Origin of the sequence: Pseudomonas sp. KD5 (genome assembly GCF_012932895.1) — a bacterium.
GTDB lineage: Bacteria > Pseudomonadota > Gammaproteobacteria > Pseudomonadales > Pseudomonadaceae > Aquipseudomonas.
The window spans coordinates 137,744-158,068 of record NZ_JDWJ01000010.1 but is presented as its reverse complement, the minus strand read 5'-3'; the positions used below and the strand labels follow the sequence as shown (position 1 = coordinate 158,068).

Annotated in this window: 19 protein-coding genes; 8 read left to right on the top strand and 11 right to left on the bottom strand. The window is 60.0% G+C overall.

Going from position 1 to position 20,325, the window contains the following annotated elements:
- Positions 1-51: 51 nt before the first annotated feature.
- Positions 52-801 carry a FadR/GntR family transcriptional regulator gene (locus AF70_RS22075; RefSeq protein ID WP_026346018.1) on the top strand — a complete coding sequence of 250 codons (750 nt, stop codon included), beginning with the start codon at positions 52-54 and terminating at the stop codon, positions 799-801.
- On the opposite strand, the gene AF70_RS22070 is transcribed toward AF70_RS22075, so the two are convergent.
- From AF70_RS22070 to AF70_RS22055, 4 genes are all read right to left on the bottom strand, one after another.
- Positions 798-1,022 carry a hypothetical protein gene (locus tag AF70_RS22070; protein WP_019582415.1) on the bottom strand — a complete coding sequence of 75 codons (225 nt, stop codon included), beginning with the start codon at positions 1,020-1,022 and terminating at the stop codon, positions 798-800. The two genes, AF70_RS22075 and AF70_RS22070, sit on opposite strands and share 4 nt — an antisense overlap.
- 131 nt (positions 1,023-1,153) lie before the next feature.
- Complete coding sequence (locus AF70_RS22065) at positions 1,154-1,528, bottom strand: hypothetical protein (protein WP_028939880.1); 375 nt, start codon at positions 1,526-1,528, stop codon at positions 1,154-1,156.
- Positions 1,529-1,692: 164 nt separating this feature from the next.
- The gene (locus AF70_RS22060) at positions 1,693-1,884 is read right to left on the bottom strand and encodes a hypothetical protein (RefSeq protein WP_019582413.1); all 192 of its coding nucleotides are present in this window, start codon (positions 1,882-1,884) and stop codon (positions 1,693-1,695) included.
- An 11-nt stretch (positions 1,885-1,895) separates the two neighbouring features.
- Complete coding sequence (locus AF70_RS22055) at positions 1,896-3,230, bottom strand: hypothetical protein (RefSeq protein ID WP_028939879.1); 1,335 nt, start codon at positions 3,228-3,230, stop codon at positions 1,896-1,898.
- 235 nt (positions 3,231-3,465) lie between these two features.
- Here AF70_RS22055 and kdgD point away from each other — a divergent pair, with 235 nt between their 5' ends.
- The 4 genes from kdgD (at position 3,466) to garD (ending at position 8,947) form a co-directional block, all read left to right on the top strand.
- A complete protein-coding gene (gene kdgD / locus AF70_RS22050) occupies positions 3,466-4,377 on the top strand; it encodes a 5-dehydro-4-deoxyglucarate dehydratase (RefSeq protein WP_019582411.1) in 912 nt (303 codons plus the stop codon).
- 73 nt (positions 4,378-4,450) lie between these two features.
- Positions 4,451-5,896 carry an aldehyde dehydrogenase family protein gene (locus AF70_RS22045; RefSeq protein WP_028939878.1) on the top strand — a complete coding sequence of 482 codons (1,446 nt, stop codon included), beginning with the start codon at positions 4,451-4,453 and terminating at the stop codon, positions 5,894-5,896.
- Positions 5,897-5,996: 100 nt separating this feature from the next.
- Positions 5,997-7,382 carry an MFS transporter gene (locus AF70_RS22040; protein ID WP_028939877.1) on the top strand — a complete coding sequence of 462 codons (1,386 nt, stop codon included), beginning with the start codon at positions 5,997-5,999 and terminating at the stop codon, positions 7,380-7,382.
- Between the two features lie 11 nt (positions 7,383-7,393).
- Positions 7,394-8,947: a galactarate dehydratase gene (gene garD, locus AF70_RS22035; RefSeq protein WP_028939876.1), complete on the top strand. Its 1,554-nt coding sequence runs from the start codon at positions 7,394-7,396 to the stop codon at positions 8,945-8,947.
- 117 nt (positions 8,948-9,064) lie between these two features.
- Here the strand turns inward: garD and mksF are convergent, their stop codons facing one another.
- From mksF to mksB, 3 genes are read right to left on the bottom strand one after another with little or no spacing between them, the layout of a single operon-like run.
- Positions 9,065-11,905: an Mks condensin complex protein MksF gene (gene mksF, locus AF70_RS22030; RefSeq protein WP_018929533.1), complete on the bottom strand. Its 2,841-nt coding sequence runs from the start codon at positions 11,903-11,905 to the stop codon at positions 9,065-9,067.
- A complete protein-coding gene (gene mksE / locus AF70_RS22025; RefSeq protein WP_019582408.1) occupies positions 11,902-12,603 on the bottom strand; it encodes an Mks condensin complex protein MksE in 702 nt (233 codons plus the stop codon). Before mksE ends, mksF begins: the two co-directional genes overlap by 4 nt.
- Positions 12,593-13,870 (bottom strand): Mks condensin complex protein MksB, encoded by a 1,278-nt coding sequence (gene mksB / locus AF70_RS22020; RefSeq protein WP_007939726.1) that lies wholly within the window; start codon positions 13,868-13,870, stop codon positions 12,593-12,595. Before mksB ends, mksE begins: the two co-directional genes overlap by 11 nt.
- 220 nt (positions 13,871-14,090) lie before the next feature.
- On the opposite strand from mksB, the gene AF70_RS22015 reads away from it, so the two are divergent.
- Positions 14,091-14,837, top strand: coding sequence for a hypothetical protein (locus tag AF70_RS22015; protein WP_028939875.1), 747 nt, complete (start codon positions 14,091-14,093; stop codon positions 14,835-14,837).
- Positions 14,830-15,282, top strand: a complete 453-nt coding sequence (gene rimI, locus AF70_RS22010; RefSeq protein WP_018929537.1) for a ribosomal protein S18-alanine N-acetyltransferase — start codon at positions 14,830-14,832, stop codon at positions 15,280-15,282. The genes AF70_RS22015 and rimI overlap by 8 nt, the downstream gene beginning before the upstream one ends.
- A gap of 62 nt (positions 15,283-15,344) precedes the next feature.
- Here rimI and AF70_RS22005 read toward each other — a convergent pair whose 3' ends face one another.
- Positions 15,345-15,746 carry a hypothetical protein gene (locus AF70_RS22005; RefSeq protein ID WP_028939874.1) on the bottom strand — a complete coding sequence of 134 codons (402 nt, stop codon included), beginning with the start codon at positions 15,744-15,746 and terminating at the stop codon, positions 15,345-15,347.
- 182 nt (positions 15,747-15,928) lie between these two features.
- Here AF70_RS22005 and can point away from each other — a divergent pair, with 182 nt between their 5' ends.
- Positions 15,929-16,573 carry a carbonate dehydratase gene (gene can, locus AF70_RS22000; protein ID WP_028939873.1) on the top strand — a complete coding sequence of 215 codons (645 nt, stop codon included), beginning with the start codon at positions 15,929-15,931 and terminating at the stop codon, positions 16,571-16,573.
- Positions 16,574-16,591: 18 nt separating this feature from the next.
- Here the strand turns inward: can and AF70_RS21995 are convergent, their stop codons facing one another.
- The 3 genes from AF70_RS21995 to AF70_RS21985 form a co-directional block, all read right to left on the bottom strand.
- Positions 16,592-17,113 (bottom strand): SET domain-containing protein-lysine N-methyltransferase, encoded by a 522-nt coding sequence (locus AF70_RS21995; RefSeq protein WP_019582405.1) that lies wholly within the window; start codon positions 17,111-17,113, stop codon positions 16,592-16,594.
- Between the two features lie 181 nt (positions 17,114-17,294).
- Complete coding sequence (locus AF70_RS21990) at positions 17,295-18,467, bottom strand: hypothetical protein (RefSeq protein ID WP_028939872.1); 1,173 nt, start codon at positions 18,465-18,467, stop codon at positions 17,295-17,297.
- A 116-nt stretch (positions 18,468-18,583) separates the two neighbouring features.
- Positions 18,584-20,281 carry an acid phosphatase gene (locus AF70_RS21985; RefSeq protein ID WP_028939871.1) on the bottom strand — a complete coding sequence of 566 codons (1,698 nt, stop codon included), beginning with the start codon at positions 20,279-20,281 and terminating at the stop codon, positions 18,584-18,586.
- Positions 20,282-20,325 lie beyond the last annotated feature (44 nt).

Here is a 20,325-nt window from a genome sequence, read left to right as displayed (position 1 = left end):
CGCATGCGCTATGATGCGGTTTCAGCCGTTTTTTCGAGACAGATGTTCACCATGGAAAACCCGATCGACGCACCTCGCCTCCCTCGCAAGCGCCGCAGCCTCGCACAGGAGTTGGTCACGGTGTTGTCCGAGCAGATCCGCGACGGTCAGCTCAAGCGTGGCGACAAGTTGCCCACCGAGTCGGCGATCATGAATGCCCATGGCGTCAGCCGCACCGTGGTGCGTGAAGCGATCTCCCGTTTGCAGGCCGCAGGACAAGTGGAAACCCGTCACGGCATCGGCACCTTCGTGCTCGACACCCCGAGCCCGAGCGGTTTTCGCATCGACCCGGCGACCGTGGTGACCTTGCGCGATGTATTGGCGATTCTGGAACTGCGCATCAGCCTGGAAGTGGAGTCCGCCGGCCTTGCCGCGCAACGTCGCAGCCCGGAGCAGTTAGCGGCGATGCGTGAGGCGCTGGACGCCTTAAACGAAAGTGCCGCCCACGCCGGCGATGCCGTGGCGTCGGACTTCCAGTTCCACCTGCAAATCGCCCTGGCCACCGGCAACCGCTACTTCACCGACATCATGACCCACCTGGGCACCAGCATCATTCCGCGCACACGCCTCAACTCCGCGCGCCTGGCCCATGACGACCAGCAGCACTACATGAGTCGCCTGAGCCGTGAACACGAAGAGATTTACGATGCGATTGCCCGCCAGGATTCCGATGCAGCGCGGGCGGCGATGCGCTTGCACCTGACCAATAGCCGTGAACGGCTGCGCCAGGCGCATGAAGAGGCGCAGGCGCAGCGCGGCTAGGCGTATGGATCTTCTACCTCGACCGTTTTGTAATCGACATACTCAACGGAGTTGTTCAGTAATACCTTGAATATCTTCAGGGTGATTTTCCAGTACTGACGGGGCAGTGTTTCAAACTCGACGATGTCGCCTTCGCTTACATGCAGGTCAAAATCTGATGACAGCTCTTGAGCTGCATGTTTGGTTTCGACAGGAAAGTAAAACCTGTGGATTGTGCTCATGAGGTATTCGCCTATGCAGTGATTGACTGCCCGATTAGGCCTCGGAGGCAGAAGGTTCGAAACTGTAAGAAATAACAGTACCGACGAGCGGATTGTCGGCATTCACCAATCTTCCGATGCGTAATCTGCGCTTAACCCTCTATGCGAAACAACAGTGGTTCCGAACACGGCTCCATACTGGACTCATCCGCGAACTTGTAACGTAATTCGACTTGTTTGTTCAGGTACTTTTTCAGCTCTGCCTTGGGGATCTGCAGTTCAATCCCCGTCAGTTTCACCGCATCGTCGCTGGCGTCGTCCCAGACGCCGGTGGGTTCTTCTGGACCTGTCCAGTCAGGGCTTTGCGCATCTACCCCGAGGATCAGATAGACATACCAGCTCGGGGGGATTTCGGCTGAATCCGGGATGCTGACGTTCAGTGTGTCGCTCACGCTCGATAACTTCACGGTTGCTTTTTCAGGTTCGTGAGTCAGGCGCTGAGGAAGAATGGGCGGGGCAAAAGTCATGAGGGTTCGCTCTCCGTGCGAGATTGGCCATGATTCATTCACGGCGATCCTTTCACTGTAGGAGCCTCTTGCGAGGTGTGTTGAAAACGATCATGACCAACCGTTTCCGGTTGTGACGGCTGACATTCCCACACCATGGCGCGGGAATGCCGGCTGTGGAGGGCTTAGCCTTTTGTCAGGATTGAGCGATCCACTCTCACCGCCAACTCAATGGCCCCCGGCCTCGCGTCGAACGTTACGTTCCCGCGCTCATCCGCAACCGCCCGGGAGATCGTTACGCCCTTCGATAGTAACTCCAGCGGTGCACCCTTGAGCGATTGGCCCGAGACCAGTTCCAGTTTCAATTTGATTGTCATCAGTGATGTCCTTATCTGTTATTGGCTGGCGAATTAACAGCGCCGGTCGGGTGATAGTCCTTGAGCAGCAGATACGTGCTCCAGCCCCACCAATCATCCACGGTGGCGGTGTCGTTCAGGTTGTTGACGTCCTTGCGCCGCAACACCTTGTTGCCCTCGACCCTGAACAGCGGCGAGAAATTGTCTGCCGGATTCAACACCGCTTGCAGGTCAGGCAGATTTTTCAAAGCAGCAAAGCTGCCGGGCGACGGCGCAACGCCACTTAGATACGCCGCGAACACCTCATCCGCAGACACTTGAACCGCTTGATTCACCTGCGTGCGGTTAGCACTGTCGATCGCATCGAAATAGCGCTTGTCGCCATAGGAGCGCCAGCGATCACCGTTGCCATTGCGCACATTAAGGCCGAACTTGCTGTCTTCGTCGTGCATGAAACGGGTGATCAACGAGCCCAGATCACTCGGCGTGACCGCCGCCGCCAACTGTTTGCGCGGTACTCGCAAATGCCCGGCGGAGAATAGGTCGGTGAGGGAATGATCGGCAAAAGCGTTCATCGCATAGGCCAGTTCCAGCTGCTTTTCATCGCCACTGTTGTGGGCCAGCACGGCTTGTTGCAACGCGGCCGTATGCCCGGCGACGTAAGCCAACAACGCCCATTCGCCAAAGTGGTCGGCATTGTTGGCGGCCAGTTTCAGGTAACGCCCCAAAGGGAACAGCGCCGAGACGAAACTGCCGCCGCCGGTGATCTTGTTCCACTCTTCCGACAACGTATCTCCGAGGGCCTCATAAGCCTCATGAGGCTGTTTACCGTCCTTGATCGCCTGATTGACCGCGGCGATTTCCTTTTGCATCACCCCGAGAATCAGCTTCGCCTCAGCGTTTGACGCCGGCAGCACCGCCAGAGAGTTGAAGGCGTTGGTAAAGCGCTGGATTCGCTCTTGGGCTGTTGCGCCTTCGTTGATCGGTTGCTCGGGAATTCCATAAAAATCACCCCCCAGCGCGATCACCTGACCATAGGTCAATGCCAGGCCATTGGGCAGATGCAATTCCACCTGCCAGGCCGGCAGCGCGGGTGCATCCTTGACGAAACGCAGCAGGGTGCTGTCGCCGATTGCAGTATGTTCTGCCCCCTCGAACCTCAACCGGGGCAGGTCTTTGCGTGGATCTTTCGGTGCTACGGGCAGCAGGCCACGGCGCTGATGTTTGGGGTGGTGATGACTTCCAGCGGTGAGTTTAAGCGCGTCGCCGTCACCGGAAATGGCGATACCGTGCGCGGTAAAAAGATCATCCAGATCGGCAATGACCTGTCGGGTATTTTCCTTCGGTTGTGCGTGTAGACCTGACATTTCTAGCTCCTTGATATGTCATGGGCAAAGTTCAATTTAACTGTATGTATATACAGTTGTCTGAATCATAGATGAGAAATTTCCTACGTCAAGGAATTACCTTTTCTGACTCAAATGCTGAGAGCGGCGATGAAATGCAGTTGACGGTTGTATTTTAAGTTGTACGATGACCTACAACTTCGGCGAAGGCTGAACGGTTTTCTCACACAACGTTGCTACCCAGGGTGTTCGAATAATGAATCCACAAGAACTGAAGTCCATCCTCTCTTCCGGCTTGCTGTCGTTCCCGGTCACCGACTTCAATGCTCAGGGCGATTTCCATCGCGCGGGCTACATCAAGCGTCTCGAGTGGCTGGCCCCATACGGCGCCTCGGCGTTGTTCGCCGCAGGCGGTACCGGTGAGTTCTTCTCTCTGGCGGCCAGCGAGTATTCGGAAATCATCAAGACTGCGGTCGACACCTGCGCCAGCAGCGTGCCAATCCTCGCCGGTGTCGGTGGTTCGACCCGCCAGGCTATCGAGTACGCTCAGGAAGCCGAGCGCCTGGGCGCCAAAGGCCTGTTGCTGCTGCCGCACTATCTGACCGAAGCCAGCCAGGACGGCGTTGCCGCCCACGTTGAAGCCGTGTGCAAATCGGTAAAAATCGGTGTGGTGGTCTACAACCGCAACGTCTGCCGCCTGACCGCGCCGCTGCTGGAACGACTGGCCGAGCGCTGCCCGAACCTGATCGGCTACAAGGATGGCCTGGGCGATATCGAGCTGATGGTGTCGATCCGTCGCCGCCTCGGCGATCGTTTCAGCTACTTGGGCGGCTTGCCGACTGCTGAAGTCTACGCCGCGGCCTACAAGGCTTTGGGCGTACCGGTTTATTCCTCGGCGGTGTTCAACTTCATCCCGAAAACCGCGATGGATTTCTACCACGCCATTGCTCGCGAAGATCACGCCACCGTCGGCAAGATCATCGATGACTTCTTCCTGCCGTACCTGGATATCCGCAACCGCAAGGCCGGATACGCGGTGAGCATCGTCAAGGCCGGGGCAAAAATCGCAGGCTTCGACGCAGGCCCGGTGCGTGCACCGCTGACCGATCTGACGGGCGAAGAATACGAAATGCTCGCCGCGCTGATCGACAAGCAGGGCGCGCAGTAACACCCGACAAACCCAAGGCCGCTGAGCAATCAGCGGCTTTTTGTGTGAGGACTTCTTTTAAAAGGTGCAAGCCGTGGCTGATTTGAAGCGTTACGACAATTACATCGGTGGCCAGTGGGTCGCCGGCGCCGACTATTCCAGCAACATCAACCCGTCGGAATTGACCGACACCATCGGTGACTACGCCAAGGCCGATCTGGCTCAGGTCAACGCCGCCATCGACGCCGCTCGCGCTGCGTTCCCGGCGTGGTCCACTTCCGGTATTCAGGCTCGCCATGACGCGCTGGATAAAGTCGGCAGCGAAATCCTCGCCCGTCGCGAAGAACTCGGCACGTTGCTGGCCCGGGAAGAGGGCAAGACCCTGCCCGAAGCCATCGGCGAAGTGACCCGCGCCGGCAACATTTTCAAGTTCTTCGCCGGTGAATGCCTGCGCCTGTCGGGTGACTACGTGCCGTCGGTGCGTCCGGGCGTCAATGTCGAAGTCACTCGCGAAGCGCTGGGCGTGGTCGGCCTGATCACGCCATGGAACTTCCCGATCGCGATCCCAGCGTGGAAAATCGCTCCGGCTTTGGCTTACGGCAACTGCGTGGTGCTGAAACCGGCGGATCTGGTGCCGGGCTGTGCCTGGGCACTGGCGGAAATCATCTCCCGCGCAGGTTTCCCGGCTGGCGTGTTCAACCTGGTGATGGGCAGCGGTCGAGTGGTCGGCGAGGCGCTGGTCAACAGCCCGAAAGTCGATGGCATCAGCTTCACCGGTTCGGTCGGCGTGGGCCGGCAGATCGCGGTCAATTGCGTGTCGCGCCAAGCCAAGGTGCAGCTGGAGATGGGCGGCAAGAACCCGCAGATCATTCTCGACGATGCCGACCTCAAGCAAGCGGTCGAACTGTCGGTGCAGAGTGCGTTCTACTCCACCGGTCAGCGTTGCACCGCGTCGAGCCGTCTCATCGTCACCGCCGGGATTCACGACAAATTCGTCGAAGCCATGGCCGAGCGCATGAAGTCGATCAAGGTCGGTCATGCGTTGAAGTCCGGCACCGACATCGGTCCAGTGGTCTCGCAAGCGCAGCTGGAACAGGACTTGAAGTACATCGACATCGGCCAGTCCGAAGGTGCGCGTCTGGTCAGCGGCGGTGGTCTGGTGACGTGCGACACCGAGGGCTACTTCCTCGCCCCGACGCTGTTTGCCGACAGCGAAGCTGCGATGCGCATCAGCCGCGAAGAGATCTTCGGCCCGGTGGCCAACATCGTTCGCGTAGCGGATTACGACGCTGCGCTGGAGATGGCCAACGACACCGAATTCGGTCTGTCGGCGGGCATCGCCACCACGTCGCTGAAGTATGCCAACCACTTCAAGCGCCATTCCCAGGCCGGGATGGTGATGGTCAACCTGCCGACCGCCGGCGTGGATTACCACGTTCCGTTCGGTGGGCGTAAAGGTTCATCCTATGGCTCACGTGAGCAAGGTCGCTATGCGCAAGAGTTCTACACGGTTGTAAAAACTGCCTACGTCGGTTCCTGATACACCGCAATACCTGTAGGCGCCGGCTCCCATAAAAGCCGGCGCCTGCAAATAAATCGTTATTACCCGCATAAAAATAATCAGTGGGAGTACATCTACAATGCAATCGACCAAGCCGACTCACGTCCGCTATTTGATCCTGCTCATGCTGTTTCTGGTGACCACGATCAACTACGCCGACCGGGCGACCATCGCGATCGCTGGCTCCAGCCTGCAAAAAGACCTCGGCATCGACGCGGTCACCCTCGGTTACATCTTCTCCGCATTCGGTTGGGCCTACGTGGCCGGGCAAATTCCCGGTGGCTGGCTGCTGGACCGGTTCGGTTCGAAAAAAGTCTATGCCCTGAGCATCTTCACTTGGTCGCTGTTCACCGTGCTGCAAGGCTATGTCGGTGAGTTCGGGCTTTCCACCGCCGTTGTCGCGCTGTTCATGCTGCGCTTTCTGGTGGGCCTGGCCGAAGCGCCATCCTTCCCCGGCAACGCACGCATCGTAGCGGCGTGGTTCCCGACCGCAGAGCGCGGCACCGCCTCGGCGATCTTCAACTCGGCCCAATACTTCGCCACCGTACTGTTTGCGCCGCTGATGGGCTGGATCGTCTACAGCTTCGGCTGGCAGCACGTGTTCATCGTCATGGGTGTGATCGGCATCATCTTCTCGGGGATCTGGCTGAAAGTTATCCACAGTCCGCGCCAGCACCCGATGATCAACGACGCCGAGTTCAAGCACATCGCCGACAACGGCGGCATGGTCGACATGGACCAGGACCAGGACAAGGGCAAAGGCAAAGGCAAAGGCAAAAAGGTCGACGGTCCGAAGTGGGACTACATCCGCCAGTTGCTGACCAACCGCATGATGCTCGGCGTGTACCTGGGCCAATACTGCATCAACGGCATCACCTACTTCTTCCTGACCTGGTTCCCGGTGTACCTGGTGCAAGAACGCGGCATGACCATCCTCAAGGCCGGTTTCATTGCCTCGCTGCCGGCGATCTGCGGGTTTATCGGTGGCGTGCTCGGCGGGGTGATTTCTGACTATCTACTGCGCAAGGGCCACTCGCTGACCTTCGCTCGCAAGGCGCCGATCATCGCCGGTCTGCTGGTTTCCAGCAGCATCGTGGCTTGCAACTACGTGGATGTTGAATGGATGGTGGTCGGCTTCATGGCCCTGGCCTTCTTCGGCAAAGGTGTGGGCGCATTGGGCTGGGCGGTGGTGTCCGATACCTCGCCGAAACAGATCGCCGGTTTGAGTGGTGGCCTGTTCAACACCTTCGGCAACATTGCGTCGATCACCACGCCGATCGTCATTGGCTACATCATCAGCTCCACCGGCTCGTTCAAGTGGGCGCTGGTGTTCGTCGGTTGCAACGCGTTGGTCGCGGTATTCAGCTACTTGGTGATCGTTGGCCCGATCAAACGCGTTGTGCTCAAAGAGCCGCCGGCCAGCGGTCCTGAAACGAACAGCAAGTTATCTGAAGCGCATTCCTGAGGAGCGGCGTCATGCAGTTGATTGAACATTCCGACTCGCCGCGCTACATCCGCCTGCACGAGCGGGACAACGTAGTGATCGTGGTCAATGACCAAGGCGTGCCGGCCGGTACCGAATTTCCGGACGGCCTGGTCACCGTGGACTTCGTGCCACAGAGCCACAAGGTCACCCTGGAAGACATTCCCGTGGGCGGCCAGGTGATTCGTTACGGCCAGACCATTGGCTACGCGTTGCAGCCGATACCGCGCGGCAGTTGGGTCAAGGAAGATCAACTGCGCATGCCTACCGCGCCACCGCTGGACAGCTTGCCGCTGTCCACCGAAGTGCCGGCTGCGCAGGCACCGCTGGAAGGCTTCACCTTCGAGGGCTATCGCAACGCCGACGGCACCGTCGGCACGCGCAACATTCTCGGCATCACCACCACCGTGCAGTGCGTCACCGGCGTGCTGGATCACGCGGTAAAACGCATCAAGGACGAGTTGCTGCCCAAGTACCCGAACGTCGATGACGTGGTGGCGTTGACCCACAGTTACGGCTGTGGCGTGGCGATCACCGCCACCGACGCGTACATCCCGATCCGCACCGTGCGCAACCTGGCGCGCAACCCGAACCTGGGGGGCGAGGCGCTGGTGATCAGTCTGGGCTGCGAGAAATTGCAGGCCGGGCAGGTGATGCATGAGAACGACAGCTCGGTGGATTTGAGCGAGCCGTGGTTGTATCGCTTGCAGGATTCAAGTCACGGTTTCACCGAGATGATCGAGCAGATCATGGCGCTTGCCGAAACCCGTTTGAAGAAGCTCGATCAGCGCCGCCGGGAAACCGTACCGGCGTCCGAGCTGATCCTCGGCATGCAGTGCGGTGGCAGCGATGCGTTCTCCGGGATCACTGCCAATCCGGCCTTGGGCTATGCTTCGGACCTGTTGCTGCGGGCCGGTGCGACAGTGATGTTTTCCGAAGTCACCGAAGTGCGCGATGCGATTTATCTACTGACGTCCCGGGCGGAAACCGAAGAAGTCGCTCAGGAACTGGTGCGGGAAATGGACTGGTACGACCGTTACCTGGCCAAGGGTGAAGCGGATCGCAGCGCCAACACCACGCCGGGGAACAAGAAGGGCGGGTTGTCGAACATTGTCGAGAAGTCCTTGGGCTCGATCGTCAAATCCGGCAGCAGTGCGATCAACGGGGTGCTTGGCCCTGGGGAACGGTTCAAGCGCAAAGGGCTGATTTTCTGTGCGACCCCGGCCAGTGATTTTGTCTGCGGGACGTTGCAGTTGGCGGCGGGGATGAACCTGCATGTGTTCACCACCGGCCGTGGTACGCCTTATGGATTGGCGATGGCGCCAGTGGTGAAGGTGTCGACTCGCACAGAACTGGCGCAGCGCTGGCCGGACCTGATCGACATTGATGCCGGGCGGATTGCCACCGGGCGGGCGTCGATCGAAGACCTCGGCTGGGAGTTGTTCCACTACTACCTGGACGTGGCCAGCGGCAAGAAACAGACGTGGGCGGAGCAGCACAAGCTGCATAACGACATCACCTTGTTCAACCCGGCGCCGATCACGTAAGGCCGCGTCCCGCGAAGGGGCCATGGAGCTCACCGAAGGTTTCAAGAATGTACCCATAAATAAAAAGGCCGCGATCCATATTGGATCGCGGCCTTTTTATTGGCTTCGATTCAGGCGTCAGACCGCATCCAGCTCCGGTTCGTCCGCCTGGATGTTAACGGTTGCTTTTACTTCATCGTGACGACGGATGAACTTCCAGTCCGCCTCGTCGATGTAGATACCGTTCGGGCCGCTGCCGCCTTCCAGGTCGATGGCGACGCTGGCGCAGACTTGCGGCTTCACACTCGCCAGGATCGGCACGAAGCCCAGTTGCAGGCTGGTTTCCAACAGCGCTGCCTGGTTCTTCTCGTCGATGTCCGCTGCTTCGTCGAGGTAGTACGGCAGGCGCACGCGACCAGCCTGGTCGCGGTCCATCAAGTGCAGCAACAAGTACATGTTGGTCAGCGCCTTGATGGTCATGGTGGTGCCGTTGGACGCCGCGCCGTCGATGTCGGTGTGGATCACCGGTTGGCCATTGACCTTGGTGATCTCGAACGCCAGCTCGAACAGATCCTTGAGACCGAGCTGGTTGTGGTTGGCCGCCACCAGCCGTGCCAGGTATTCCTTGGCTTCTTCGTTCTTGTTGTCCTGCTCGGCGCTTTGGCTCAAGTCGAAGACGGAGAGGGTTTCGCCTTCTTCGTACTGACCGGCGCTGTGGATGATCTGGTCAATGTGCTTGAGCGCTTCCTTGTTCGGCGCGAGCACGATACGGAAGCTCTGCAGGTTGGAGACCTGACGTTTGTTGATCTCGCGGTTGAACAGCGCCAGTTGATGTTCGAGGCTGTCGTAGTCACTGCGGATGTTGCGCAGGGTCCGGGCGATGTCGGTAACCGCCGCGCGGCGCGCCTTGCCGAGGGTCAGGGCTTCATCGGTGCGGTGTGCGTACGCGTTGATCAGCAGTTGCAGGCGACGCTCCATATCGTCTTCGCTGTCGAACTTGGCCACGCCCTTCAGGCGAACCTGCGCGTAGAGTGCGTCGATCTGCCCGTCAGCCCGCAGCAGGCCTTGCCAGCTGTCCTGATAGTCATTGAGCAATGGCAGCAGGTTGTCCATGGAGTCGTCGACCGGGTCCATGAACGGCGTGCCGAACGGCAGGTCGGCCGGCAGCAGCTGACGGCGGCGCAGTGCATCGTCGAGGGTGCGTTGCTTGGCTTCCATGTCGCCGATCTGCCGGCCAACCAATTGCAGCTTGGCCGACAGCTGCTGGACGCGTTCGGTGAAGGCATCGCTGGAGCGTTTCAACTCGTCCTGGGCGGCTTCCATCTGCGCCAGTTGCTCAAGCTTGTCGCCTTCCTCGGCGCTCAGGGTTTGCGCGCGGCGGAAGTCTTCCAGGGCTTTCTGCGCATCCAGCACCTGTTGGTACAGCGCCTCGGTCTGGGTCTTGCTCGCGGCACGGTCGGCGGCTACGGCTTGTTGGGTCTTCAGTTGCTTGAGTTCTTTGTCCAGACGCTCTTTCTGATCGCGCAGTGCCGCACGGTCGGCCAGGGCTTGCAGGGCCGGCGGCTCGATGTGCGACAGGTCGATGGACAGGCCCGGCACTTCGAAGCGCTCGCCTTTGAAGCCATCGAGGATCAGCTCCATGGATTTGACCCATTCACCGTCCTCATCCAGCGCGATGCCGTGTTCGCCCAATGGCAGGCTGAACAGCGCGCTGTTGAACAGCCGCATCAGGCGCTCGACGTCCTGCTGCGAGAACTCTTCGCGCAGACGGGCGTAGCTGTTGTTGTCGGCGTGATCGAGTTGTTGCTTCACCGATTTCAGGCGTTTTTCCAGATCCCGCAGACGCTCTTCCAGGTCTTCGGCCGAGAACTGCCGCGACTGGGCCAGCGCACCGGCCAGTTCATCGTGCGCGTCCTTGGCGGCGAGCAATTGCTGTTCGAGGACTTTGACGTCATCGACCAGGGCGAAGCGATGCTTGAGCACCGACAATTCGCCGAGCCAGCGCTGGATGCCGGTGATTTCCCGTTCCAGGCGCATCAGCTCTTGAGTGCCACCGCGTTGATCGTTTTGCAGGGCGTCCTGCTCGTTGCGGTAGTGCTCGGCCTGAATCGTCAGTTCTTCTTTGCGCGCACTGGCGTAGTCCGACCAGGTGCCGAGCAGGGAGTCGAGCAGCGGCGACAGGCGATGCAGTTTGCCGCGCAAGATATCCCGCTGTTTCACGCCGTTGGCCAAGGCCTCGACCAAGGGACCGGCCGCGACCAGCGAGTTGTAGTCCTGCTCCATGCGGCGGACATCGCGGAACGCTTCTTCGCACGCGGCGATGTAATCGACGCTGCCGGAACGCAGGCTGTGTTCGAAGGCATCGAGGAACAGCTGCTTGAGCTTGGCCGCGGTGATTTCACGCATGTGCAGCAAGTTGATGAACAGGGCGCGGAAGGTCTTCAGGCTCTGCTCACTGGTGGAACGCAGCGGGATCAGCGTCAGGTCGAGCGGAATCGAGGTGTGGCCGCCCACCAGCAAACGACGCAGTTCATCCGGCTTGAGTTCGTAGGCTTTCAGGCCTTCGCGCTCAAGATTGGTGAACAGCTCTTTCTGCCGCAGGCAGGTGTCGTCTTTCTGATAATGAGCCAGGTCGAGTTTGCCGGCGTAGGCGAAGAACTGGTGGCCGAAACCGCCGCCCGGGCCGCGACCGACCACGCCGATCACGTGCGGGCCGTGGGGCAGGGAGACTTCGACGAGGATGTAACTGGTGTCCGAGGCGAAGTAGAAACGCCGGGATTGTTCCAGGCTGTACTTGCCGAAACTCATGTCCGACATACGCGCCAGGATCGGGAACTGCAAGGCGTTGATCGAGGCGGACTTACCAAGGTTGTTCGCACCGTAGACCGACAGCGGCTCTTCCAGCGGGAACAGGCCGAGGCTGTAACCGGCGGTGTTCAAAAGGGCAAAGCGGCGAATGCCGTAGCGTTCCTTGCTCATGCGTCGGTCTCCTGTTCTTCGGCAATGGCGCGGGCCAGGGCGTCTTCTTCGCTTTCTTCTGCAAAGTCACTCAAGTCGAGCGGGTCGTCGGTCTGCAGCAGCTTCTCATCGCTGTCTTCGTCGATCAGCACCGGCGCTGGCAACGGCAGCACGCTGTGCAGGCTGGCGGCCAGGTCGCGGTCCTGCTGGACCGACAGGCAGACATCGAGGAAGCGGTGCATTGGCGGCAGGAAACGGTAGACACCGTTTTCTTCGCCGGCGAAACCGAGCTGAGTCATGCGGCGCATGATCTTTTCTTCGAGTTCTTCGACGGTCTGCACTTCGGCCTGAATAAACAGGTCGCGGTACTTCTCCAGCAGCGATGGCAATTCATCGCGACCGAGGCTGCCACCGTCGAGCACCGCGATCGGGTCGCGGCCCTGATCGGCCAGGTGTTCGACGAGGATGAAGGTGAACAGCGCCAGACGTTGCGCCGTCTTGTTTACCGCCGCCGCGGCCAGGTCCGGCACGAAGTAGTAGAAACCACGGGTATCGCAGACCAGTTCAAAGCCCAATGCCTTGAACAGCGTGCGGTACTGGTCCTGGAAGTTCGACAGTTGGGCGTACAGCTCCGGGTCGCGGCGGCTGACGTGGTAGCCCTTGAACAGCTCGCGAAAGATCGGCGCCAGCTGGGACAGTTCGGATAGATCAAGATGCATTTGGGATGCTCGCAGAATCCTCGGCGGCGGTGTCGCGGGCCGAGAGCAGGGCGAAGGAGCGCAGGCTGACCTGGTGCTCGTGAGTGTGGTAATCGCGGCGTTCCAGACGCTCGCGCTTGAAGCGTTTTTCCCGCGACAGGCGCGAGAACCAATAGAGCAATTCGTCGGTGGCGCCGTCCGGCTCCTGCTCCAGCAGCCAGCTCATCAGGTCCGGCATCGGCAGGGCATCTTCGCAACGTTCGAGCATTTCCCGAACCGTGCGTGGCGCGCGCGGGGCTTCGCCTTTCTGGGTCTTGTGGGCCTTGGGGAAACGCGCCGGTTTCGGCTCGAAACGGGCCAGGGCGTAGACATAGGCTTCGACCTGGCTGGCACTGCCGAGGAAGGTGCTTTGCGGGCGGGTGAACAGCGGCATCGCGGCTTGCGGCACCGCATCGATGCCTTTACGACGAATGGCCGACAACGCCAGGGCTGCGCCACGGGTCACGGCGTTATGCCGGCGTGCTTCTTCGCGCAGCGGCAGCAGCAGCTCGCGGGCGTGACGCAGGGTCAACTGGGCGCTGGTCTGCATTTCGAGGATGCGCGCGTGGGTGCGCAGCAGCATGTCGTCGTCGACCAGATGGCCGAGGCGCTGCTGTTCGGTGAGCATGCGCAACAACACGTTCTCAACCTTGCGCACGCCTTGTTCGAAGGCGCCGTCGGCATTCACCAGCTGAATCATCGGTTCGACGTATTCGTCCCAGGTCGCCAGCACTTCAGCATAACGCTGACGCAGCGGAATCTGCCGGTCGCTGGTCTTGGCCCGTTCGGCGACGGCCACCAAGGCCTGTTCGTCGTTGGCGAGTTTCTTCAGCACGTCCCGCACGCGCATGTCGAGCAGGCGCAACTGGCGCGCCAGATCGTTGCCGTCGCGAATGTCGAAGGCGTCCTGGATGTAACCGGCCAGGCGTTCGAGGTGGCGCAGATAGGCTTCGATTTCCAGGCACAGGCCCAGACGGTGCTCACGGCGCAGGTAAGCGAGGAAGTCATGGATCTGCGCGTTGAGCTCGAAACGGTTCGGGCTTTTCGCCACGGGAACCAGAATGTCGAGGCGAATCCACACGTCCAGCAGGCTGGTGATGTCCTGCGGTGTGCTGTCCAGTTGCTGGGCGGCCAACTGTGAACGCAGTTCGTTGAGGCTCAGGGTGCCTTGGTCGAAGTGCTCGCACAGTGGCTCCAGAAGTGCCCAGTGTTCAGCGAGGGCGCGCAAGACGCGCTTGGGTTCGATCATCGGAATGGCCGGCTGGTTGGCAATTAAAAGCCGCGATTGTACTTCATCGCAGCCGTGTCGATTCACTCTCGGGATGGGCTGTCGCTTCTTCTATCGGTGAAGTCTATCGATCAAGCGTGGGCGATCTTGAGCGAAGGGCGGTAGAATCACCGCACTTTAGTTATCCACAAGTGGCCGACCTTTGCTTATCGAGTCCCGTCGCCGCGCTTATTTGACCGCCATGCAGGTGGTCAACTGGCTGCCGCGCACCGAATTGCCCTTTGCTGCGCCATCGCGGCCCGAGCTGCTGGAGACGCCTGAACCGTTGGTCGTCGCCCCGGTGACGCCTGCTCCGGTAGCGCAAACGCCCGTGGAACCCGCGGCCAAACCGGCCGAGCGGGTGAAAATCGAGGTGCCACGGCCGACGCCATCGGCTGGAAAACCAGCAAGCAAAGCGACGCAAGAGAGCGAAGAGGCACCGCTCGTCGCCAAGGCTGCGCCAGTGCCGCCGCCGCGTTTCGCTCTGCAATTGCTGCGAGCCGGTCGCTGCCTGTTGCTGGTGGAGTTACCCACAGGCGAAACGTTCCAGACCCGCGATCCCGCTTATCTGTTGCTCAAAGACATGCTGCGCGCCGCCGGTCTGCCGGACAGCCCGCAGATCGTCGGCGAGCCGGTGCGCTGGCCGCTGCTGGCTCGCGGCACCATGGACCAAGGGCCGGAAGCGGCTCGGGATTTCGTACAAGGTTTTCTGTCGGCCCGCCTGGAAGACGCACCGTGCGTCTGCCTGTGGCTGATCGGCCTGCCGGCGGTGCGTTTTGCCGGTGAGGCCAACGCCGAATCCTTCAACCGTGAACTTCAGGTCGAAGGCCTGGGGTCGGTCTGGGCCTTGCCGGGCCTGGAGTTATTAATGGAAGAGCCACAGCGTAAGGCTGATGTCTGGCAAGCCATGCGTCGGCTGATGGCGCGTTGGAAAGAATCGAATGAGTGACGCTGTATCGTTCCGCCCGATGACCGAGGCGGACCTGGACGCTGTACTGAAAATCGAATACGCGGCCTACAGCCATCCCTGGACCCGCGGGATTTTTCTCGATGGCCTGGGCAAGTACCAGATCTGGCTGATGTTCGAAGGGCAGCAGCAGGTCGGTCATGGCGTAGTGCAGATCATCCTTGATGAGGCGCATCTGCTGAACATCACCGTCAAACCGGAAAATCAGGGCCGCGGCCTGGGCTTGACGCTGCTGGAGCATTTGATGTCGATTGCCTACAAGGCTGAGGCGCGGGAATGTTTCCTGGAAGTGCGCGACAGCAACCGGGCGGCGTTTCGGCTGTATGAGCGGTATGGGTTTAACGAGATCGGGCGTCGGCGGGATTACTACCCGGCGGTTGGCGGGCGAGAAGATGCCGTGGTGATGGCCTGCACCTTGGTCGATTGATCGTTTCTAAAGGCTTCGCGGGCAAGGCTCGCCCGCGAAGGCGTCTTCACGGACGTCAACGATCAAGGCTTGCCGTCCAATGGATCCTGCCGGGCCAGTTCGGCTTCATCCAGCCCATCGCCCCCACCGATGTCGTCCTCGTCGACAATGCGCAACTCCCAATCCGCCTGGCCGTCTTCACCCGCTTCGTGGGCATCCCGTGCGCCGTCTTCACGGATCAGGGTTTCCGGGCTCAAATCATCGTCGGTGACGTCATTGTCATTGGTCGCGCCGGTCATACCGGCTTTACGGGCGCGCTGGTCGGGAATCTTCTGCGCAAGTTCGTGTTCGGGGGTCAGGTCGCCGATTCTGGTGCCGGGTTCTTCCTCGTCGAAATCCAGCTCATGCACCGAGCCCATGCGGTCTTCATCGTCGTCGATGGGCTCGGGTTGCTCCTTATCGAACGGACGTCGTGAATCAGTCATGGCTATTCCTCATACTGTAGGCCCTACTACAATTGACCCACTGGGCTGCCGGGAATTCCCGCGGGCATGGAGCGCCGACTAATCGTTTATACCTCAGGGCGTCAGGGGGATCTGCATCGCGCGCGTGACCCCGACGGGCGGTTGTCTGTCAAAGCAGCGCATCATTCTCGAGGCTTCATTGCATGAACGACTTACAAGATCTGATTGATAACAACGAGCGCTGGGCCGATGCGATCACCCGCGAAGATCCTGATTTCTTCGCCAAGCTGGCCCGCCAGCAAACCCCGGAATACCTGTGGATCGGCTGTTCCGATGCCCGCGTACCAGCCAACGAAATCGTCGGCATGCTGCCGGGTGATCTGTTCGTGCACCGCAACGTGGCCAACGTGGTGCTGCACACCGACCTCAACTGCCTGTCGGTGATTCAGTATGCGGTGGATGTACTCAAGGTCAAACACATCCTGGTGACCGGCCACTATGGCTGCGGCGGTGTACGCGCCTCGATGCAGGATCGTCAGTTGGGCCTGATCGACGGTTGGCTGCGCTCGATTCGCGATCTCTACTATGAAAAACGCGACGAACTGGCCAAGTTGCCCACCGAAGAAGAGCGGGTCGACCGCCTCTGTGAGCTCAATGTGATCCAGCAGGTGGCCAACGTCGGTCACACCAGCATTGTGCAAAACGCCTGGCACCGCGGGCAGAGCCTGTCGATCCACGGCTGCATCTATGGCATCAAGGATGGTCGCTGGAAGAGTCTGAACGCCACCATCAGCGGTTTCGAGCAGTTGCCGCCGCAATACCGTTTGCGCCCGGTCGAGGTGTTGTAAAACCGCTCGAGACTCTGTTCAGCAGAGGCTGCGCCGATACCAGTGCTGAAAAAACAGCTGGCCGTCGGCGTTCGGCGACTCGTCGTAACCGGTGATCCAGCCGCGGCAGTCGACAGCACCGCAGCGGCAGGCGAACTGACGCCGCAGCCGGTTTTCAGTGGTGGCGTAATCCATCGTCAGATAATCGCCCTTGGCGATGTCCTTCAGCGCCCATACCCATAGTTCACTCATGTCGACGAAGACATTCGGGTCGCATGAGTGGCGCAGCAGCCCGCAAAAATACGGATCGTACATATGAATACCGGGCGCCAGCTGCAAGGTCTGCGTACTGCGGGCATGCAGCAGTTGCCCCGAGATCCGGCAGATCCGGCTGATGCGTGGGAAATCGCGCAGGGCAGCAATGTTCGTCCCGCAGCCTTTTGCGGTAATGACCGTGAATTGGGTTTTCGCGGGATAACCTTGGCCAGGCGATAAATCGTGAGAGGGATAAATACAGTCGGCCGGCAGAGCTCTGGCCGAATTCCGGTTATCGGTTTTCATAACGATCCTTGTCCGTTCCAGGCTGCGACTACCGGAAGCTGACGATCCTGTCAGCTCTGCAGCACGGCTTATGGCTCAAGACTCTACCAAAGCGGATCAAGGGTCTACTGTCAGATATGACAGGCGAAAAAAGCTCTTTCCCGCGTCAGCCATGGCTCACGCGGGAAAGACTTCCATCGTTTTACAAGTGTGGGGCAGATGCGGAGGTCACAAGGGCCGGAGTCTGCAGCTGTTTCAGCTCGGATTTGACCGGCGCTGTCGAGCATTTGGCCACCGCTTGCTCAGGCGTCAGGTTGCGAATCGAGGTGTAGAACAGTTCGCAGGTTTTTTCTTTCTGGGTCACTTGCCAGGTCTGAGTGCAGCTTTTCAGCTGAGCGGTTGGGTCAGTGCCCGGTTTGCTGCCCATTCCGGCCTGCCAGCACGCGGCACTCAAATCCTGCCCCATGACTTTCAGCCCCGCGGCGTCGGCCTTGGCCTGCGCATCGTCGCCGCTATAGGCTTCGGGGTCGGCGGCGTACCAGATGTAGCTCGGGTGGTTGGAACCCAATACGGGTACCGCCACACCCTTGCTCGGGATGATGGTTGCCAGGCCCAGCACGTCCACGGTCTGCCCGTATTGTTGCTTGATCCAGTTACGTACCGGTGAACCAAAGGCGACCATTGGCAATGCTGCACCTTTGGCATTCTGGCTGACTTCCTTGACCATGGTGGTCTGGTAGTCCGTGAAGTAGTTGTAGACGCCTTCCAGATCCTTGCCGGCGGTGGACGGTGCGGCAATCGGCGCGATGTCGATGATGGTCTGATAGGCCGGCGTCTGGTCGGCGGGAATGTTGTTGGCGGTCAGCAGCGCGGCCCAGCGGTCGGTGGTCTTGGACTCCAGATAGTCCTGGGCCTGGGTCAGGGAATAATCCGGCGGGAAGTGCAGCAGTTCGACGCTTTTGCGGTTTTCCAGCGCCATGCCCAGCGGCAGGAACAGGTACCAGTTATAGGTCCATTTGCCATCGGCACTCAGCTTGTTGGCGCCGTTGTAGGCCAAATCCCCAGCATTGAGCAGCGCGGTCAGTGGCTTGTCATAGCCTTTGGGCACACCGCTGATATGGGCGTGGAGCTGCTTGTTTTCGGTTTTGACCAGCACTTTTGCAGTTTTGTAACCATCGCGCTGTACGCTTTGGGTCAGGTAATGCTCGACGGTCTGCTCCAGTGTCCAGTTGCGGAAGCAGATGACATTACAGTTGTTGGGGTAGGCGAACAGCCGAGTGACGCGTTCGGTACTGCCCAGATTCAGATCGACATCGGCGTGAGCGGCGGCGCTCAGGGTGAGCGCGGCGAGGGTGAATCCTGCGAGTTTGAACATGCTCAGATCCTTTTCAGCGTGAGCCCTCGGAGGAGGGGTGGGTACATACTGGAACTAGTTGTGTCGAACGGTCTAGTACACAAGTGAAAAGATCGCCAGTCAGAGCCCCTTTTTCATCAGGCAAAGTGCAGTGTATTGCTCAAATCGCCCATGGGTTTCTGGCCACGGGCAATCATTGCATCGTCCCGCTGCCTGAGGCCATCGAGCTTTTCAAGCTGAAACACCCGGGTGATCAACCGCAGAATCGACCCAGTGTCATAGACCGTGTGATCCACCATGCCCTTGCGCGCAAACGGCGAAACCACCAGCGTCGGTACCCGCGAGCCCGGCCCCCAGCGGTCTCCCTTGGGCGGTGCGACGTGATCCCACCAACCGCCGTTCTCATCGACCGTGACCACGACCACCATGTTTTTCCACTGCGGGCTTTCCCGCAGCACTTTCAGTGCGCGGACGATGTGCCGGTCGCCGGACGCTACATCGGCGTAACCGGCGTGCATGTTCAGGTTGCCCTGGGGTTTATAGAAACTCACCGCGGGCAGCGTGCCCGCCTCGGCATCGGCAAAGAACTTGTTGGTATGCGACTCATCACCCAACCCCGCATCCCGTAGACGTTTACCGCGCTCCAGCGGGTTTTCCGGCCCCTGCTGCTTGAAGTAGTTGAACGGTTGGTGGTGGTACTGGAAGTTCGGGATTTTCGGAATGCCGCCAGAGTCCTTGTACTGATCCAGCGTCGCCTGCCAACCTCCGGCATACCAGGCCCAGTCGATGTTTTTCTTCGAGAGCTTGTCGCCTATGTGCTCGTGGGTCTGGGGGACCATGACGTTCGGCAGGTCTGGTTTTGCGTACGCCGGACGCTCGGGGTCGCGAATCCAGGTCGGCCAGTACGGCGGAGCGAGCGTGTTGACCCCATAGCCGTCCGGCGTCAGCGCGCTGGGGCCGAATTGGGGTGGGCCGGTCATGGCACTGGCCCGGGATTGTTCCAGAGGCTTGAGGCGTGGGTCGGCCGGATCATCGCTTTGCAGCGTGGCGATCTGTGTCTTGGCTACCGAGTTGACGGCGTCCGGATAGAACGGCGCGGTGGCGCTGATCAGGTACTGATGGTTGAGAAACGAGCCGCCGAAAGCCCCCTGGAAAAAGTTATCGCAGAGCACAAATTCTTGGGCAACGTCCCACAACCGCAGGGAGTATCGACTCTGGGCGTAATACCCCATGGGCAGGCCACCGGAGTCGGCCCAGGCGACAAAGCCGTCATTTTTGCCACCATTGATCTGCATCTGGTTCTGATAGAACGCATGCCACAGGTCGCGCGTCACCAGGCCGAACGGCAAGTCTTCTGCGTTCGGACCTTTGAGGGCAAAGGGCGCGTTAGGCAGGTGTTCCTGGAACTGGGTTGCGCTGGGGTAAGTCACGCCATCGAGGGTTTGCGGGCCGATCTGCAGCACGCCGCCCCAGACTGGCGGCAGGGTCTGCAACAGGCTGCCATCGCGATCGCGCTGCTGATATTCGACAGGTTTGAGGCCCGAGAGCGGTTTCTCGACGCCAGGGAAGTCGCCGAACAGGTTATTGAAACTACGGTTCTCGGCGTAGATCACCACTACGGTTTTCACTTGGTCGCGTAGGGCTTTGTCCAATTCGACAGGTGAAAGCAGGCGTTCGAGCGGTTTACCCGACTCATCGCCATGACTGCCACAAGCGCTGAGGGTCGCGCCGACACCGAGTACCGCCACGCCACCCAGGAAGCGACGGCGACTGGTGTCGGTGGGCGTATCAGTTTGCGGGGAGGAGGCGTCGTTGCGGTTTTCTTCATCGTTCATGGCGAGTTCCGTCTTGCTAAGTTGTTTCAATATGTTTCGGCGGG